The following is a 17514-nucleotide window of genomic DNA, read 5'->3' on the forward strand; positions in this document are numbered from 1 at the left end:
CCACCGTCGGCCAGGCACCACACCCGAACCTGTGAAGGAGACCCTCCGTGCTCCCCGCGTCAATCCCCACCGTCCGTGTCACCGCCCGGTATCTCACCCCGGACGGCACCCCGATGAGCGGTTCCGTCGAGTTCCGCCCGCCGTCCCTGCTCACCCACGCCACCGCCGACGTCTTCGTCGGCGGACCGACCGTCGCCCGCCTCGACGGCGAGGGCCGGATCAACGTCGTGCTGCCGGCCACCGACGCCCCCGGCTGGAACCCGGTCGACTGGACGTACCAGGTCACCGAGAAGCTCGCCGGACTCGGCCACAACCGCGCGTACCAGATGGCTCTGCCCGCGTCCCGGCCGGCGATCGACCTGGCCGACTCGGCCCCGGCCGACCCCAACACCCCGAACTACGTGGCCGTCCCCGGCCCGCCCGGCCCGGCCGGCCAGATGGGCCCGGCCGGCCCGGCGGGCCCGGTCCGGTCCGTCAACGGGCGCACCACTCCCGACATCACCCTCACCGCCGCCGATGTCTCCGCCATCGCCGCCAACAAGGTGGGCGCGGCCGGCGGTGTCGCGAGTCTCGGCCCCGACGGCAAGGTGCCGACGGGGCAGCTGCCCGCGATCACGGGCGCCGTCTCCTCGGTCAACGGGCGCACCGGTGACGTCACCGTCACCGCCGCCGATCTCGGCGCGCTGACCCCGGCCTCCGGCGACACCCGCTACCTCGGCATCAACGCGGCCCCGGTCAAGACCGTCAACGGCCAGGCGGGGGCGGTGCAGCTGACCGCCACCGACGTCTCGGCGGTCGCGGCCGGCGACGCCGTGCTGATGACCGGCGACCAGACGGTGAACGGCGCCAAGACCTTCGTGGTCCCTCCCTCCACCGGCGTCAACCCGTCCACCGCCAACCAGCTGGCCCGGCGCGGCTACGTCGACTCCGTCTCGGCCGCGGGCACCTGGTCCCCCGGCTCGATGGGCTTCTCCAGCTGGGCGTTCGACCCGGCGGCGTCCTCGGCCAACTCCGTCCAGTACTGCGTCAGCGGCTGGGTGTACCTGATCGGCGTCCCGCTGCACGCGGCCACGACCGTGAAGAACGTGGTGTTCTACATCCCCGGTTACGTGGGCGGCACCCTCGCGGCCACCTCCTTCGCCGGCCTCTACACCAGCGCCGGCGCCAAGGTCGGCCAGACGGCCGCTCTGAACGGCCTGCTCACCGCGACCGAGGGCAGGACGGCCGTGCTGCCGCTGACCACCGCGTACGCCGCCGCTCCCGGCAACTACTGGGTGGCGCTGGTGGTCAACGGCCCCAGCCCCAACACCAACGGCCCGGCCTTCATGCGAGGCGCGTCCATGGGCGAGACCCCGGGCGGCAGTGCCCGGATGCCGGGCGCCTTCGTCCGCCACGGCCGGCTCCCCACCACGGGCCAGACCGCGCTCCCGGCGTCGTTCACCCCGTCGACGGTGGTCGCGGACTCGAACGCGATCTGGGCCGCGCTCTCCTGACCCTGCCCCCTACGCTCCACCCGCACCACGAGCCCCGTGCCGGCCTCCACCGGCACGGGGCTTTCCCGCTCTCCGGAAGGACATCCCCATGGCCACTCCCCTCACCGCCGACCAGCTCCTGGCCGCCCTGCGCACCGAAGGCGTCACGGTCGTCGAGCACGACGGCTGGCGCACCCACAACCGCAACCACGTGGGCGCCTGGGGTCCCGTCAACGGCGTGATGGTCCACCACACCGTCTCCAGTGGCACCACCGCCTCCGTCGAGCTCTGTTACAACGGGTACGAAGGTCTGCCGGGCCCCCTCTGCCACGGCGTCATCGACAAGGACGGCACCGTCTACCTGGTCGGCAACGGCCGCGCCAACCACGCCGGCGGCGGCGACCCGGACGTCCTGAAGGCCGTGATCGCGGAGAACTACGGAGACCGCCCGCCGGCCACCAACGAGCACCAGGGCAGCGCCGGGGCCGTCGACGGCAACACCCGCTTCTACGGCTTCGAGTGCGTCAACCTCGGCGACGGCGCGGACCCCTGGCCCGCCGCCCAGCTCGACGCCATCGAGCGTGCCTCGGCCGCCCTCTGCCGCGCCCACGCCTGGACCTCCAAGTCGGTCATCGGCCACCTGGAGTGGTCCGACTGGAAGAGCGACCCGCGCGGCGTCCCCATGCCCGGCCTGCGGACCCGGATCGCGAGCCGCCTGGCCACCACCCCGCCGCAACCGCCCGCCTCCTGACCCTCCCGCCCCACCCGTACACCGCCCCGCGCCCGCCCGGGCCCGGGGCTTTCACATGTCCGGAGGAGACCCGTATGGCCACTCCCCTCACCGCGGACCGGCTGATCACCGCGCTCCGCGCCGAAGGCGTCACCGTTGCCGAGCGCAACGGCTGGCGCTCCCGCAACCGCAATCACGCCGGTGCCTGGGGCCCCGTCAACGGCGTGATGATCCACCACACCGTCTCCAGCGGCACGGCCTCCTCCGTCGCGCTCTGCTTCAACGGATACGCGTCACTGCCCGGCCCGCTCTGCCACGGTGTCATCGCCAAGGACGGCACCGTGTACCTGGTCGGCAACGGCCGGGCCAACCACGCCGGCGGTGGCGACCCTGCCGTCCTCGACGCGGTCAGCGCCGAGAGCTACGGCAGCCGCCCGCCCGCGAGCGGCAAGCACCAGGGCAGCTCCGGGGCCGTCGACGGCAACGCCCGCTTCTACGGCTTCGAGTGCGTCAACCTCGGCGACGGCGCGGACCCCTGGCCCGCCGCCCAGCTCGACGCCGTCGAGCGGGCCTCCGCCGCGATCTGCCGCGCCCACGGCTGGAGCGCCAAGTCCGTCATCGGCCACCTGGAGTGGTCCGACCACAAGAGCGACCCGCGCGGCTTCGCCATGGCGGACATGCGGGCCCGGATCGCCGCCCGCCTCGCCTCGGCCCCGGGCGGCAGGCCCGCCCCGCGCCCGGTCCCGCCGAAACCGGCCCCCTCGAAGCCGGTTCCCCCGAGGACCACCCCGCCGCAGAAGTACCACCCCTTCCCCGGCGCGGACTTCTTCACCGGCCGCACCAGCTCCCCGGTCATCACCGCGATGGGCCGGCGGCTGGTCGCCGAGGGGTGCTCCCAGTACGCGGTCGGGCCCGGCCCCCGCTGGACCGAGGCCGACCGCCGCGGCTACGCGAAGTGGCAGCGCAAGCTCGGCTTCCGCGGCTCCGACGCCGACGGGATGCCCGGGCGCACCTCCTGGAACGCCCTGAAGGTCCCGTACACCAACTGAGGAGACCCACCATGTCCGACGCCGCCAAGCGCACGGCACGCACCGTCCTCCAGTCCGCCGTCGGCATCGCCGTCGTGCTCCCCGCCCTCGTCGACGCCTCCGGCCTTCCGGCCACGCTCCCCTGGGTCGCCGGAGCCCTGGTCATCGCCGGCGCACTGACCCGGATCATGGCCCTGGAGGCCGTCCAGAAGATCCTGCCCTCGTGGCTCCGGAGCTACTCGGGGGCCGCCGATGATGGAGATCGATAGGAACGACCCCGTGATGGTTGCCCTTGAGCTGGAACGGCTCCGCGGCACGCTGGAGGCCGGGTTCGCCCGCGCCGACGGCGCGCTCGCCCTCCTCGTCCAGCGCAGCGACCAGACCGACAAACAGCTCGCCGACCACGAGGCGAGGCTGGACGCGCTGGAGCGCAGCCGCTGGCCGCTGGCGAGCATCACGGCCGTCACCGCCACCGCCGGTTTCACCCTCGCCCTCTGGCAGGCGGTCGGCCGCTAGGCCGGCCGTGTCCGCACAGCCCGAAGGGCGGCCACCCCCACGGGGTGACCGCCCTTCGGCCGAGCGACTCGCTTACTGGTTGTACGGACCGTAGTCGTAGTCCTCCAGCGGAACGGCCTGGCCGGAGCCGGTGCCGAACGGCGAGTAGTCGATGTCGTCGTAGCCGACGGCCGAGTACATCGCGGCCTTGGCCTCCTCGGTGGGCTCCACCCGGATGTTGCGGTAGCGGGACAGACCCGTACCGGCCGGGATGAGCTTACCGATGATGACGTTCTCCTTGAGGCCGATCAGGGAGTCGGACTTGGCGTTGATCGCCGCGTCCGTCAGAACCCTGGTCGTCTCCTGGAAGGACGCCGCCGACAGCCACGACTCGGTCGCCAGCGAGGCCTTGGTGATACCCATCAGCTGCGGACGGCCGGAGGCCGGGTGGCCGCCTTCCGTGACCACACGACGGTTCTCGCCCTCGAAGCGGCCGCGCTCGACGAGCTCGCCCGGAAGCAGCTCGGCGTCGCCCGACTCGATGATCGTCACGCGGCGGAGCATCTGCCGGATGATGATCTCGATGTGCTTGTCGTGGATCGACACACCCTGGCTGTTGTAGACCTTCTGGACCTCGCCGACCAGGTGGACCTGGACCGCGCGCTGACCGAGGATCCGCAGCACGTCGTGCGGGTTGGTGGCACCCACGGTGAGCTTCTGGCCCACCTCGACGTGGTCGCCCTCGCCCACGAGCAGACGGGCACGCTTCGAGATCGGGAACGCCGTCTCGTCGCTGCCGTCGTCCGGGGTGACGACGATCTTCTTGGTCTTCTCGGTCTCCTCGATACGGATGCGGCCGGCCGCCTCCGAGATCGGGGCGACACCCTTGGGCGTACGGGCCTCGAAGAGCTCGACGACACGGGGCAGACCCTGGGTGATGTCGTCACCGGCCACACCACCGGTGTGGAAGGTACGCATCGTCAGCTGCGTGCCGGGCTCACCGATGGACTGGGCGGCGATGATGCCGACCGCCTCACCGATGTCGACCAGCTTGCCGGTGGCGAGCGAGCGTCCGTAGCAGAAGGCACAGGTGCCGACCGCGGACTCGCAGGTCAGGACCGAGCGGGTCTTGACCTCCTCGACGCCGTGCATGACCAGCTGGTCGATGAGCACGTCACCGAGGTCGACGTTGGCCGGCGCGATGACCTTGCCGTCGATGACGACGTCCTCGGCGAGCATGCGTGCGTACACGCTCGTCTCGACGTCGTCGGTCTTGCGGAGGATGCCGTCGGCACCCTTCTCCGCGATCTTCAGCTTGAGGCCGCGGTCGGTGCCGCAGTCCTCCTCGCGGATGATCACGTCCTGCGAGACGTCCACCAGACGACGGGTCAGGTAACCCGAGTCGGCGGTACGCAGGGCGGTGTCGGCGAGACCCTTACGGGCACCGTGGGTGGAGATGAAGTACTCCAGCACGGACAGACCCTCGCGGAACGACGCCTTGATCGGACGCGGAATCGTCTCGTTCTTGGCGTTCGACACCAGACCACGCATACCGGCGATCTGACGCATCTGCATCATGTTTCCTCGGGCACCCGAGTCAACCATCATGAAGATGGGGTTCGTCTTGGGGAAGTTCGCGTTCATCGCCTCGGCAACCTCGTTGGTCGCCTTGGTCCAGATCGCGATGAGCTCCTGAGTGCGCTCTTCCTTGGTGATGAGACCGCGCTCGTACTGCTTCTGGACCTTCTCGTCCTGCGCCTCGTAGCCCTTGACGATGGCCTTCTTGGCCTCGGGCACGACGACGTCGGAGATGGCCACGGTGACGCCCGAACGGGTCGCCCAGTGGAAGCCGGCCGCCTTCAGGTTGTCGAGCGTCGCCGCCACGATCACCTTGGGGTAGCGCTCCGCCAGGTCGTTGACGATCTCGGAGAGCTGCTTCTTGCCCACCGAGTAGTCGACGAACGGGTAGTCCTCGGGCAGCAGCTCGTTGAAGAGCGCGCGGCCCAGCGTGGTGCGCAGCCGGAAGCTGTCACCCTGCTGGAACTCCTGCTCACCCTCCTCGGCGACCGGCGGCACCCAGCCACGCGGCGGGATGGTGCCCACCGGGAAGCGGATGTCGACCTTGGCCTGGAGCGAGAGCTCGCGGTTGTCGAACGCCATGGTCGCCTCGGCGGTCGAGCCGAAGGAGCGGCCCTCACCGATGACCTTGCGCTCTTCCTCGTCGGTCGTGAGGAAGAACAGGCCCAGCACCATGTCCTGGGTCGGCATGGTGACGGGACGACCGTCGGCCGGCTTCAGGATGTTGTTCGAGGACAGCATCAGGATGCGGGCCTCGGCCTGCGCCTCTGCCGAAAGCGGCAGGTGCACGGCCATCTGGTCACCGTCGAAGTCCGCGTTGAACGCGGTGCAGACGAGCGGGTGGATCTGGATGGCCTTGCCCTCGACCAGCTGCGGCTCGAAGGCCTGGATGCCGAGGCGGTGCAGCGTCGGCGCACGGTTCAGCAGAACCGGGTGCTCGGCGATGACCTCTTCCAGGACGTCGTACACGACCGTGCGGCCGCGCTCGACCATGCGCTTCGCCGACTTGATGTTCTGCGCGTGGTTCAGGTCGACCAGGCGCTTCATCACGAACGGCTTGAAGAGCTCCAGCGCCATGGCCTTCGGCAGACCGCACTGGTGCAGCTTGAGCTGCGGGCCGACGACGATCACGGAACGCGCGGAGTAGTCCACACGCTTGCCGAGAAGGTTCTGACGGAATCGACCCTGCTTGCCCTTGAGCATGTCGGACAGCGACTTCAGCGGACGGTTGCCGGGGCCCGTGACCGGGCGACCACGACGGCCGTTGTCGAAGAGCGCGTCGACGGCCTCCTGAAGCATGCGCTTCTCGTTGTTCACGATGATCTCGGGAGCACCGAGGTCGAGGAGACGCTTGAGACGGTTGTTGCGGTTGATCACGCGGCGGTACAGGTCGTTCAGGTCGGAGGTCGCGAAGCGGCCACCGTCCAGCTGCACCATCGGACGCAGGTCCGGCGGGATGACCGGCACGCAGTCGAGCACCATGCCCTTGGGGCTGTTGCTGGTCTGCAGGAACGCGGAGACGACCTTGAGGCGCTTGAGCGCACGGGTCTTCTTCTGGCCCTTGCCGGTACGGATGATCTCGCGGAGGCGCTCGGCCTCCTCGTTGAGGTCGAAGGACTCCAGGCGCTTCTGGAGCGCCGCGGCGCCCATCGAGCCGTCGAAGTACGTGCCGAAGCGGTCGCGCAGCTCGCGGTAGAGCAGCTCGTCGCCCTCGAGGTCCTGGACCTTGAGGTTCTTGAAGCGGCTCCACACCTCGTCGAGACGGTCGATCTCGCGCTGCGCACGGTCGCGCAGCTGCTTCATCTCACGCTCGGCGCCTTCGCGCACCTTGCGGCGTACGTCGGCCTTGGCACCCTCGGCCTCGAGCTCGGCCAGGTCGGTCTCGAGCTTCTTGGCGCGGGCTTCGAGGTCGGCGTCGCGACGGTTCTCGATCTGCTGACGCTCTACGGAGACGTGCGCCTCCAGCGACGGCAGGTCGCGCGTGCGGCGCTCCTCGTCCACGAACGTGATCATGTACGCAGCGAAGTAGATGACCTTTTCGAGGTCCTTCGGCGCGAGGTCGAGCAGGTAGCCGAGGCGCGAAGGAACGCCCTTGAAGTACCAGATGTGCGTGACAGGGGCGGCCAGCTCAATGTGGCCCATCCGCTCACGACGCACCTTGGCGCGAGTGACCTCGACGCCGCAGCGCTCGCAGATGATGCCCTTGAAGCGGACACGCTTGTACTTGCCGCAGTAGCACTCCCAGTCCCGGGTCGGACCGAAGATCTTCTCGCAGAAGAGTCCGTCCTTCTCGGGCTTGAGCGTGCGGTAGTTGATGGTCTCAGGCTTCTTCACTTCGCCGTGCGACCAGGTCCGGATGTCGTCCGCGGTGGCGAGGCCAATCCGCAGCTCGTCGAAGAAGTTGACGTCGAGCACTTGTCGTCAATCCCTCTTTCGGGGTCGAGAGTCAATCATGGTCTGAACGGGTCCGGGGAGAGCCGGCCGCCGCGGTGAAGCGGCGGCCGGCCAACCCGTCAGACCTCTTCGACGCTGCTCGGCTCGCGCCGGGACAGGTCGATACCGAGCTCTTCCGCAGCGCGGAAGACGTCCTCGTCGGTGTCGCGCATCTCGATGGACATGCCGTCCGAGGACAGCACCTCCACGTTGAGGCACAGGGACTGCATCTCCTTGATGAGCACCTTGAAGGACTCGGGGATGCCGGGCTCAGGAATGTTCTCGCCCTTGACGATGGCCTCGTAGACCTTCACGCGGCCGGTGACGTCGTCGGACTTGATGGTCAGCAGTTCCTGGAGGGCGTAAGCGGCGCCGTAAGCCTCGAGCGCCCACACCTCCATCTCACCGAAGCGCTGACCACCGAACTGGGCCTTACCACCCAGCGGCTGCTGGGTGATCATGGAGTACGGACCGGTCGAACGGGCATGGAGCTTGTCGTCGACCAGGTGGTGGAGCTTGAGGATGTACATGTAGCCGACCGAGACCGGCTCCGGGAAAGGCTCGCCCGAGCGGCCGTCGAACAGGTTGGCCTTGCCCGAGGGCTGCACCATCCTGTTGCCGTCGCGGTTCGGGATCGTGGACTCGAAGAGACCCGAGATCTCGTCCTCGCGCGCACCGTCGAACACCGGCGTGGCGACGTTGGTGCCGGGGGCGACCTCGTCGGCGCCGATGACCTTCAGACGCTCCATCCAGTCCTCGTCGCCCTCGACCTTCCAGCCCTGGCTGGCGAGCCAGCCCAGGTGGATTTCGAGGACCTGTCCCGGGTTCATTCGGGACGGGACACCCAGCGGGTTGAGGATGATGTCGACCGGGGTGCCGTCCTCCAGGAACGGCATGTCCTCGATCGGCAGGATCTTCGAGATGACGCCCTTGTTGCCGTGACGGCCGGCGAGCTTGTCACCATCGGTGATCTTGCGCTTCTGCGCGACGTAGACGCGGACCAGCTGGTTCACGCCCGGCGGCAGCTCGTCGCCCTCTTCGCGGTCGAAGACGCGGACGCCGATGATCTTGCCGACCTCGCCGTGCGGGACCTTCAGGGAGGTGTCGCGCACCTCGCGCGCCTTCTCACCGAAGATCGCGCGCAGCAGGCGCTCTTCCGGCGTCAACTCGGTCTCGCCCTTGGGCGTGACCTTGCCGACGAGGATGTCACCGGCGACGACCTCGGCACCGATACGGATGATGCCGCGCTCGTCGAGGTCCGCGAGGACCTCCTCGGAGACGTTCGGGATGTCCCGGGTGATCTCCTCCGGGCCGAGCTTGGTGTCACGGGCGTCGACCTCGTGCTCCTCGATGTGGATCGAGGAGAGGACGTCGTCCTGGACCAGGCGCTGGCTGAGGATGATCGCGTCTTCGTAGTTGTGACCCTCCCACGGCATGAACGCCACGAGCAGGTTCTTGCCGAGCGCCATCTCACCCTGCTGGGTGGCCGGACCGTCGGCGAGGACCTGGCCCTCGACGACGCGGGCGCCCTCGTCCACGACAACCTTCTGGTTGACCGAGGTGCCCTGGTTCGAGCGGGAGAACTTGGCGATCCGGTACGTGGTGTACGTACCGTCGTCGTTGGTGACGGTGATGTAGTCCGCGGATACCTCCTGGACCACACCGTCCTTCTCCGCCTTGATGACGTCACCGGCGTCGACCGCGCAGCGGTACTCCATGCCGGTGCCGACGAGCGGCGCCTCGGACGTGATCAGCGGCACGGCCTGACGCATCATGTTCGCGCCCATGAGCGCGCGGTTGGCGTCGTCGTGCTCGAGGAACGGGATCATCGCGGTCGCGACCGACACCATCTGGCGCGGCGAGACGTCCATGTAGTCGACGTCGTCGCCGGGGATGTAGTCGATCTCGCCGCCACGACGGCGGACCAGCACGCGCGACTCGGTGAAGCGCATGTCCTCACCCAGCGTCGCGTTGGCCTGCGCGATGACGAAACGGTCTTCCTCATCGGCGGTCAGGTAGTCGACGTCGTCGGTGACGACACCGTCGACGACCTTGCGGTACGGCGTCTCGACGAAACCGAACGCGTTGACGCGGCCGTACGAGGCGAGCGAACCGATCAGACCGATGTTCGGGCCTTCGGGAGTCTCGATCGGGCACATGCGGCCGTAGTGGGACGGGTGCACGTCACGGACCTCGAAGCCGGCCCGCTCACGGGAGAGACCACCCGGGCCGAGCGCCGACAGACGGCGCTTGTGGGTGAGACCCGACAGCGGGTTGTTCTGGTCCATGAACTGCGACAGCTGGCTGGTGCCGAAGAACTCCTTGATGGAGGCGACGACCGGCCGGATGTTGATCAGGGTCTGCGGCGTGATCGCCTCGACGTCCTGAGTCGTCATGCGCTCGCGCACGACGCGCTCCATACGAGCCAGACCCGTGCGGACCTGGTTCTGGATGAGCTCGCCGACGTTGCGCAGACGACGGTTGCCGAAGTGGTCGATGTCGTCGGTCTCGACGACGATGCTGCGACCCGACTCGCCGACCGTCTCGACCTCGCCGGCGTGCAGCCGGACCAGGTACTTGATGGTGGCGATGATGTCCTTGCTGGTGAGGACACCCGCGTTCAGCGGCTCATCGGCGCCGAGCTTCTTGTTCACCTTGTAGCGGCCGACCTTCGCGAGGTCGTAGCGCTTCGGGTTGAAGTAGAGGTTCTCGAGCAGCGTCTGAGCAGCCTCACGCGTGGGCGGCTCGCCCGGGCGCAGCTTGCGGTAGATGTCGAGCAGCGCGTCGTCCTGGCCCTGGGTGTGGTCCTTCTCCAGGGTGGCGCGCATGGACTCGTACTCGCCGAACTCCTCGAGGATCTGCTCGGTGGTCCAGCCGAGAGCCTTGAGGAGGACGGTGACGGACTGCTTGCGCTTGCGGTCGATGCGGACACCGACCATGTCGCGCTTGTCGATCTCCATCTCCAGCCAGGCACCCCGGGAAGGGATGATCTTGGCCGAGAAGATGTCCTTGTCGGACGTCTTGTCGATGGAGGAGTCGAAGTAGACACCCGGCGAGCGGACCAGCTGCGACACGACGACACGCTCGGTGCCGTTGATGACGAAGGTGCCCTTGTTCGTCATGAGCGGGAAATCGCCCATGAAGACCGTCTGGGACTTGATCTCGCCGGTCTCGTTGTTGGTGAACTCGGCGGTGACGAAGAGGGGAGCCGCGAACGTGAAGTCGCGCTCCTTGCACTCGTCGATCGAGTTCTTCGGAGGCTCGAAACGGTGGTCGCGGAAGGTCAGCGACATCGACCCGGAGAAGTCCTCGATCGGCGAGATCTCCTCGAAGATCTCTTCCAGACCGGACTTGGTGGGGACGTCCTGTCCGCTCTCGAGAGCGGCCTCGACGCGACCCTTCCAAGCGGCATTGCCGAGCAGCCAGTCAAAGCTCTCGGTCTGCAGCGCGAGGAGGTTGGGAACCTCGAGGGGCTCCTTGATCTTTGCAAAGGAGATGCGCAGCGGGGCGGTGCTGGCGCCGTTGTTCGTATTGGAGGTCGAGGCGTTGCGCGAGGCGGCCAAGAGGGGGTCCTTCCGAGGGCTCGGACTCACTACGCGCGTACCGGTCCCAAGCTGGCACAGCGGCAGATATCCCTGGTCAGGGAAGTCGGTCATCGATGCTCGAGCGTGGGCATGCCCCTGGTGACGGGCAGGAGGCAGCTAACAGGCAGCGCAAAGGGTCAGTGTAGCCACTTGGCTCACTGATGTCCAGACCGGGTCGTACGACACCCTCGCTGTACTCAACTCCTGCGGAAAACCATGCGCACTGTGCGCATATCAGTACTGCCCTCTGCGTCGCCGATCCATGCCTCGGATCCGGATCGGTATGACGACGCGTCCTGAGAATTGCGCGCCTCGTGCGGTTCGTCAAGGCCCCCGCTCTCCGCAGCGGCCGGTCACCGGCCACGGCGCCGTACGGCGCCTGGCCACCGCGGGGCGTACGGCGAAGATCACGATACTCGCCGCGACGCCAAGAGCAAGGACGACGGCCCGGGAACGCCTAAGGGCGACCACCCGAATGGGTGATCGCCCTTAGAACGAGAGCAGCTGAGTCAGAGACTCAACGAGGTCACTTGACCTCGACGGCCGCGCCCGCGCCCTTGAGGGACTCGGCAGCCTTCTCGGCGGCCTCCTTGGTGACCTTCTCGAGGACCGGCTTCGGAGCGCCGTCGACGAGGTCCTTGGCCTCCTTCAGACCCAGCGAGGTCAGCTCACGCACGACCTTGATGACCTGGATCTTCTTGTCGCCGGCACCGGTGAGGATGACGTCGAACTCGTCCTGCTCCTCAGCGGCCTCGGCGGGGGCACCGGGGGCACCCGGGGCGACGGCGGCGACCGCGGCGGCGGCGGTGACGTCGAACTTCTCCTCGAAGGCCTTCACGAACTCGGAGAGCTCGATGAGGGTCATCTCTTCGAACTGCGCGAGCAGGTCGGCCTGGGCGAGCTTCGCCATGATGGCGTCCTTCCACTAATTCGGCTGGTGCCGATGTACATGTGAGGCGGGCGTACTTCCGGCCCGCTGCGACCTGCGCCTAGACGGCGCCGGTCAGAAAGCGAGCCGAATTACTCGGCACCGCCCTGCTCGGCCTGCTTGGCACGGAGCGCCTCCGCGGTGCGGACGAACTTCGAGGGAAGCGCCTTGAACAGCGAGGCAGTCTGCGACTGCTTGCCCTTCATGGCGCCCGCCAGCTTGGCGAGCAGAACCTCGCGGGACTCGAGGTCCGCGAGCTTCTTGATCTCATCGGCGGACAGCGCCTTACCGTCAAGGACACCGCCCTTGATGATCAGGTTGGGGTTCTCCTTGGCGAAGTCACGAAGACCCTTCGCCGACTCCACCGGGTCACCGGTGATGAAGGCAACCGCCGTCGGGCCTGCGAACAGGTCGTCCAGCGTGTCGATCCCGGCCTCGTTGGCCGCGATCTTGGTCAGCGTGTTCTTCACCACGGCGTACTGGGCGTTCTCACCGAGCGAACGACGCAGCGTCTTGAGCTGCGTCACGGTGAGACCCCGGTACTCGGTCAGCACGGCGGCGTTCGAGCTACGGAACTGGTCCGCGAGCTCGGCTACCGCGGCAGCCTTGTCGGGCCTTGCCATAGAGCGTCGGCCTCCTTCCGGGTGATGAGGACCGCTCAGAAGGGGCTGGGCAAAACGAAACGCCCCGGCGCAGGCGCACGGGGCTGAGCTCGACCGGAACGAGCCCGGGAGCTTTCCACGACACCTGCGCAGGTCGTCCGCACCTAGCGGATCCTTCGGCCACCGCACCTTTCACAAGGCACGGCAACGACCAGCGGTCTTTGGCTTCTGGGGAAGACTACGTGAACGGGTCACCCACAAGCAAATCGGGCCCCGCGCCTCCCGGAGGAGGCGCGGGGCCCGACTGAGCCACTCGGTGAGCCGTCAGGCCCGACCCGGTCAGACAGCTGCCGGGTCCTCCTCGACGAGGAGGTTACGGGTGCGGTTCGGGTCCAGCGGGATGCCGGGACCCATCGTCGTGGCGAGGGCGGCCTTCTTGATGTAGCGGCCCTTCGCGGCGGACGGCTTGAGACGGAGGATCTCCTCCAGCGCCGCGGCGTAGTTCTCGACCAGCTTCGTCTCGTCGAAGGAGACCTTGCCGATGATGAAGTGCAGGTTCGAGTGCTTGTCGACGCGGAACTCGATCTTGCCGCCCTTGATGTCCGTGACAGCCTTCGCCACGTCCGGGGTGACCGTTCCGGTCTTCGGGTTCGGCATCAGACCACGCGGACCGAGCACGCGGCCGAGGCGGCCGACCTTGCCCATGAGGTCCGGGGTGGCGACGACGGCGTCGAAGTCCAGACGGCCCTTCGCGACCTCGTCGATGAGCTCGTCGGAGCCGACGATGTCGGCGCCGGCGGCCTCCGCGGCCGCAGCACGGTCACCGGTCGCGAAGACCAGGACCCGGGCGGTCTTGCCGGTGCCGTGCGGCAGGTTCACGGTGCCGCGGACCATCTGGTCGGCCTTGCGCGGGTCGACACCCAGACGCATGGCGACCTCGACGGTGCCGTCGAACTTCGTGGTGGAGGTGTCCTTGGCGATACGGACGGCCTCGAGCGGGGCGTACAGGCGCTCCCGGTCGATCTTCGCGTCCGCGCTGCGGAAGTTCTTGCTGCGCTTCACTTCTGCTCCTGAGGTATGGAGGTGGAGTCGTGGTGCGGACCAGCGCTTGGCCCTACCACTGAGGTGCTACGGGGACTTTCAGCCCTCGACGGTGATGCCCATGGAACGGGCGGTACCGGCGATGATCTTGTCCGCGGCCTCGAGGTCGTTGGCGTTCAGGTCGGGGAGCTTGACCGTCGAGATCTCACGCACCTGAGCGGCGGTGAGCTTCGCGACCTTGGTCTTGTGGGGCTCGCCCGATCCCTTGTCCACACCAGCGGCCTTGAGGATCAGCTTCGCGGCCGGCGGGGTCTTCGTCACGAAGGTGAAGGAGCGGTCCTCGTAGACCGTGATCTCCACCGGCACGACCATGCCACGCTGCGACTCGGTCGCGGCGTTGTAGGCCTTGCAGAACTCCATGATGTTGACGCCGTGCTGGCCGAGCGCGGGGCCGACCGGCGGAGCCGGGTTGGCCGCGCCGGCGTTGATCTGGAGCTTGATGAGCCCCGTGACCTTCTTCTTCTTGGGAGGCATTGCTCTCTCCGGGTCCTAGTGAGAGTTTCCTGCCATCCGATCACCGGACGGAGGCATACCGCACAACGATAACGGGTATTGAGGTGCGGCTAAAAACCGAGCAGGTCAGACCAGCTGCGAGAGCCGGTCTGACCTGGTCGGAAGCGGGTGTCCAGAGAGGGTCAGTTCTTCTGGATCTGGTCGAAGCTGAGCTCGACCGGGGTCTCGCGGCCGAAGATCTCGACGAGGCCCTTGACCTTCTTCGAGTCGGCGTTGATCTCGTTGATCGTCGCCTGGAGGGTCGCGAAGGGGCCGTCGGTGACGGTGACCGAGTCGCCCACCTCGAAGTCCAGAACCTGGACCTCCATCTTGCGGCTGGGCGCCGGCTTGCCCTCGGCCTCGGCCGCCTCGCGGGCGGCCTTCTCCTCGGCCTCCGGGGCGAGCATCTTGACGATCTCGTCCAGCGTCAGCGGGTACGGGTCGTAGGCGTTGCCGACGAAGCCGGTGACGCCGGGAGTGTTGCGGACAACGCCCCAGGACTCGTTGGTGAGGTCCATGCGGACCAGGACGTAACCGGGAAGCTTGTTCTGGCGGACGTTCTTGCGCTCGCCGTTCTTGATCTGGACGATCTCTTCCTCGGGCACTTCCGCCTGGTAGATGAACTCCTCGACGTTCAGCGACACCGCGCGCTGCTCCAGGTTCGCCTTCACGCGCTTCTCGTACCCGGCGTACGTGTGGATGACGTACCACTCGCCCGGAAGGGTGCGGAGCTCCTCGCGGAGGGCGGCGACGGGGTCGACCGGCTCCGCGGGGGCCTCTTCCTCGGAGACCTCTTCCTCGGCGTCGGCGGCTTCCGCGGCTTCCTCGGCGTCGTCCGCCTCGTCGGCTTCCTCGGCGATGTCCTCGTCGGTCTCGACGCTCACGGCGGACTCTTCCGCCGGCTCGCCCGCAGCGGCGTCAGCAGCTTCCGCCTGGTCCTCGTCGGCCGCCTCGACGATGTCGAGCTGGTCCTCAGCGGACTCCGCGCTTTCGCTCGGCTCAACGGCGTCGTTCAGGTTCGGGTCAGACACGGTGGCTGCTTCTTCCTGGATACAAATGGGTGGAACGTGCGAAAGGGGCGCCGGAGAGGGCGCCCTACGCGGGATCAGCCGAAGACGTACTTGACGGCTCGGGCGAAGCCCATGTCGATTACGGTCACAATGCCGATCATGACGACGACGAAGACAATCACCACGGTGGTGTACGTCGTCAGCTGGCTGCGGGTGGGCCAGACGACCTTGCGCAGCTCGGCGACGATCTGGCGGTAGAAGAGCGCGAGACGGCCCAGAGGGCCCTTCTTGCCGCGCTTGCCGCCCTTACGGGACTTCTTCTTGGAATCCGGCGTCTCGTCCTGGGCATCAGGCATGTCGATGGAGCCCACGGCGTCCGTCACGCTACTCACCTGATTCCGGGTCGTGGCCGTGCCGCGCCCGGTGGAGCCGCACGGCGGTGCATAGAAGTACGTACATGCGCACACATCCTGGCGAAGATGTGTGTAGCAGGGCCGGAGGGACTTGAACCCCCAACCGCTGGTTTTGGAGACCAGTGCTCTACCAATTGAGCTACGACCCTTTGTGGTTACCCCAACCTACCGCATCCGGCCGAGTGCACGGAGTGCGCACGGAGGAGCTGTCGTTGAGGGCCAACGACGAGTGAGTGTACGTGGTCACAGGCCCGGCGTCGAACAGACTGCCCCGGAGCGCTTCGCGTCCACCCCTCGACATCTGTGTGCTCAGCCTGTTTGCGGTCTGGGACGATGGGCCGTATGAGCGCTGCAACTCCTCCCACCGAGCGCCGGGTCTCAGCCCGAATCGGCGCGATCTCCGAGTCCGCAACCCTTGCCGTGGACGCCAAGGCCAAGGCACTGAAGGCCGCCGGCCGTCCGGTCATCGGCTTCGGCGCCGGCGAGCCCGACTTCCCTACGCCCGGTTACATCGTCGAGGCCGCGATCGAGGCCTGCCGCAACCCGAAATACCACCGCTACACGCCGGCCGGCGGGCTCCCCGAGCTCAAGGCCGCGATCGCCGCGAAGACGCTGCGTGACTCCGGTTACGAGCCGGACGCCTCGCAGGTCCTGGTCACCAACGGCGGCAAGCAGGCCATCTACGAGGCCTTCGCCGCGATCCTGGACCCGGGCGACGAGGTCATCGTCCCGGCGCCGTACTGGACGACGTACCCCGAGTCGATCCGTCTCGCGGGCGGTGTGCCGGTCGACGTGGTCGCCGACGAGACCACCGGCTACCGCGTGTCGGTCGAGCAGCTGGAGGCGGCCCGTACGGAGAAGACCAAGGTCGTCCTCTTCGTCTCCCCGTCCAACCCGACCGGCGCGGTGTACACCGAGGCCGAGACCGAGGCGATCGGCCGCTGGGCCGTCGAGCACGGTCTGTGGGTGCTGACGGACGAGATCTACGAGCACCTGGTGTACGGCGGCGCGTCCGCGGTCTCGCTCCCGGCGGTCCTGCCCGAGCTGCGGGACAAGTGCATCGTGGTCAACGGCGTCGCCAAGACTTATGCGATGACCGGCTGGCGCGTGGGGTGGATCATCGGCCCGAAGGATGTGGTGAAGGCCGCGACCAACCTGCAGTCGCACGCCACGTCGAACGTCTCCAACGTCGCGCAGGCGGCGGCGCTGGCCGCGGTCTCCGGTGACCTGGACGCGGTCGCCGAGATGCGTTCCGCCTTCGACCGCCGCCGCAAGACGATCGTGCGGATGCTCAACGAGATCGACGGCGTCGTCTGCCCGGAGCCGGAGGGCGCGTTCTACGCGTACCCCTCGGTCAAGGCGCTGCTCGGCAAGGAGATCCGCGGCAAGCGCCCGCAGACCTCGGTCGAGCTGGCCGCGCTGATCCTGGACGAGGTCGAGGTGGCGGTGGTCCCGGGCGAGGCGTTCGGTACGCCGGGTTACCTGCGGCTTTCGTACGCGCTGGGTGACGAGGACCTGGCCGAGGGCGTGTCGCGGATCCAGAAGCTGCTGGCGGAGGCCCGCGACTGACGCGGTTGGTTTTCCCGTTGCTTCTTCAGTGACTGAACGGGTCCCCGGCCGGTGTCGGGGGCCCGTTTCTGCGTTCGGG

At 67.9% G+C, this 17514-nt stretch carries 13 protein-coding genes, 1 tRNA gene and 1 pseudogene; 6 read left to right on the top strand and 9 right to left on the bottom strand.

The features are described 5' to 3' along the window. Window positions 1-47: 47 nt before the first annotated feature. From ACWDZ4_RS07415 to ACWDZ4_RS07435, 5 genes and pseudogenes are all read left to right on the top strand, one after another. On the top strand, window positions 48-1493 hold the full coding sequence (locus ACWDZ4_RS07415) for a phage tail protein (RefSeq protein ID WP_451507457.1): 1446 nt from the start codon (window positions 48-50) through the stop codon (window positions 1491-1493). Window positions 1494-1581: 88 nt separating this feature from the next. Continuing rightward, window positions 1582-2215: pseudogene (locus ACWDZ4_RS07420) on the top strand (peptidoglycan recognition protein family protein); the annotation flags it as partial. Window positions 2216-2297: 82 nt separating this feature from the next. Further along, on the top strand, window positions 2298-3251 hold the full coding sequence (locus ACWDZ4_RS07425; RefSeq protein ID WP_451507458.1) for a peptidoglycan-binding protein: 954 nt from the start codon (window positions 2298-2300) through the stop codon (window positions 3249-3251). A gap of 11 nt (window positions 3252-3262) precedes the next feature. Further along, a complete protein-coding gene (locus tag ACWDZ4_RS07430; protein ID WP_451507459.1) occupies window positions 3263-3499 on the top strand; it encodes a hypothetical protein in 237 nt (78 codons plus the stop codon). Next, on the top strand, window positions 3483-3746 hold the full coding sequence (locus tag ACWDZ4_RS07435; RefSeq protein WP_344500007.1) for a hypothetical protein: 264 nt from the start codon (window positions 3483-3485) through the stop codon (window positions 3744-3746). The genes ACWDZ4_RS07430 and ACWDZ4_RS07435 overlap by 17 nt, the downstream gene beginning before the upstream one ends. Window positions 3747-3818: 72 nt before the next feature. On the opposite strand, the gene ACWDZ4_RS07440 is transcribed toward ACWDZ4_RS07435, so the two are convergent. From ACWDZ4_RS07440 to ACWDZ4_RS07480, 9 genes are all read right to left on the bottom strand, one after another. Beyond that, window positions 3819-7718 (bottom strand): DNA-directed RNA polymerase subunit beta', encoded by a 3900-nt coding sequence (locus ACWDZ4_RS07440; protein ID WP_451507460.1) that lies wholly within the window; start codon window positions 7716-7718, stop codon window positions 3819-3821. Window positions 7719-7816: 98 nt separating this feature from the next. Continuing rightward, complete coding sequence (gene rpoB / locus ACWDZ4_RS07445; protein WP_451507461.1) at window positions 7817-11299, bottom strand: DNA-directed RNA polymerase subunit beta; 3483 nt, start codon at window positions 11297-11299, stop codon at window positions 7817-7819. A 547-nt stretch (window positions 11300-11846) separates the two neighbouring features. Next, window positions 11847-12230 carry a 50S ribosomal protein L7/L12 gene (gene rplL, locus ACWDZ4_RS07450; RefSeq protein WP_451507462.1) on the bottom strand — a complete coding sequence of 128 codons (384 nt, stop codon included), beginning with the start codon at window positions 12228-12230 and terminating at the stop codon, window positions 11847-11849. Between the two features lie 110 nt (window positions 12231-12340). Continuing rightward, the gene (gene rplJ / locus ACWDZ4_RS07455) at window positions 12341-12871 is read right to left on the bottom strand and encodes a 50S ribosomal protein L10 (protein WP_451507463.1); all 531 of its coding nucleotides are present in this window, start codon (window positions 12869-12871) and stop codon (window positions 12341-12343) included. Between the two features lie 318 nt (window positions 12872-13189). After that, a complete protein-coding gene (gene rplA / locus ACWDZ4_RS07460; RefSeq protein WP_069927476.1) occupies window positions 13190-13912 on the bottom strand; it encodes a 50S ribosomal protein L1 in 723 nt (240 codons plus the stop codon). 78 nt (window positions 13913-13990) lie between these two features. Beyond that, window positions 13991-14425 (bottom strand): 50S ribosomal protein L11, encoded by a 435-nt coding sequence (gene rplK, locus ACWDZ4_RS07465; RefSeq protein WP_028812391.1) that lies wholly within the window; start codon window positions 14423-14425, stop codon window positions 13991-13993. A 161-nt stretch (window positions 14426-14586) separates the two neighbouring features. After that, complete coding sequence (gene nusG, locus ACWDZ4_RS07470) at window positions 14587-15474, bottom strand: transcription termination/antitermination protein NusG (RefSeq protein ID WP_451507464.1); 888 nt, start codon at window positions 15472-15474, stop codon at window positions 14587-14589. Between the two features lie 74 nt (window positions 15475-15548). Beyond that, complete coding sequence (gene secE / locus ACWDZ4_RS07475; protein WP_344499995.1) at window positions 15549-15836, bottom strand: preprotein translocase subunit SecE; 288 nt, start codon at window positions 15834-15836, stop codon at window positions 15549-15551. A 106-nt stretch (window positions 15837-15942) separates the two neighbouring features. Further along, window positions 15943-16015 (bottom strand) — tRNA-Trp (locus tag ACWDZ4_RS07480). Between the two features lie 193 nt (window positions 16016-16208). Here ACWDZ4_RS07480 and ACWDZ4_RS07485 point away from each other — a divergent pair. After that, window positions 16209-17435: a pyridoxal phosphate-dependent aminotransferase gene (locus ACWDZ4_RS07485; protein WP_451507465.1), complete on the top strand. Its 1227-nt coding sequence runs from the start codon at window positions 16209-16211 to the stop codon at window positions 17433-17435. Window positions 17436-17514: the final 79 nt, after the last annotated feature.

It is taken from the genome of Streptomyces sp. NPDC003016 (assembly GCF_053591455.1).

Excerpts from the sequence above, each read along its gene's own strand:
- ACWDZ4_RS07425 (WP_451507458.1), top strand. The coding sequence starts at position 2,298 with ATGGCCACTCCCCTCACCGCGGACCGGCTGATCACCGCGCTCCGCGCC.
- rplJ (WP_451507463.1), bottom strand. The coding sequence starts at position 12,871 with ATGGCAAGGCCCGACAAGGCTGCCGCGGTAGCCGAGCTCGCGGACCAG.
- ACWDZ4_RS07430 (WP_451507459.1), top strand. The coding sequence starts at position 3,263 with ATGTCCGACGCCGCCAAGCGCACGGCACGCACCGTCCTCCAGTCCGCC.
- ACWDZ4_RS07435 (WP_344500007.1), top strand. The coding sequence starts at position 3,483 with ATGATGGAGATCGATAGGAACGACCCCGTGATGGTTGCCCTTGAGCTG.
- rplK (WP_028812391.1), bottom strand. The coding sequence starts at position 14,425 with ATGCCTCCCAAGAAGAAGAAGGTCACGGGGCTCATCAAGCTCCAGATC.
- rplL (WP_451507462.1), bottom strand. The coding sequence starts at position 12,230 with ATGGCGAAGCTCGCCCAGGCCGACCTGCTCGCGCAGTTCGAAGAGATG.
- ACWDZ4_RS07485 (WP_451507465.1), top strand. The coding sequence starts at position 16,209 with ATGAGCGCTGCAACTCCTCCCACCGAGCGCCGGGTCTCAGCCCGAATC.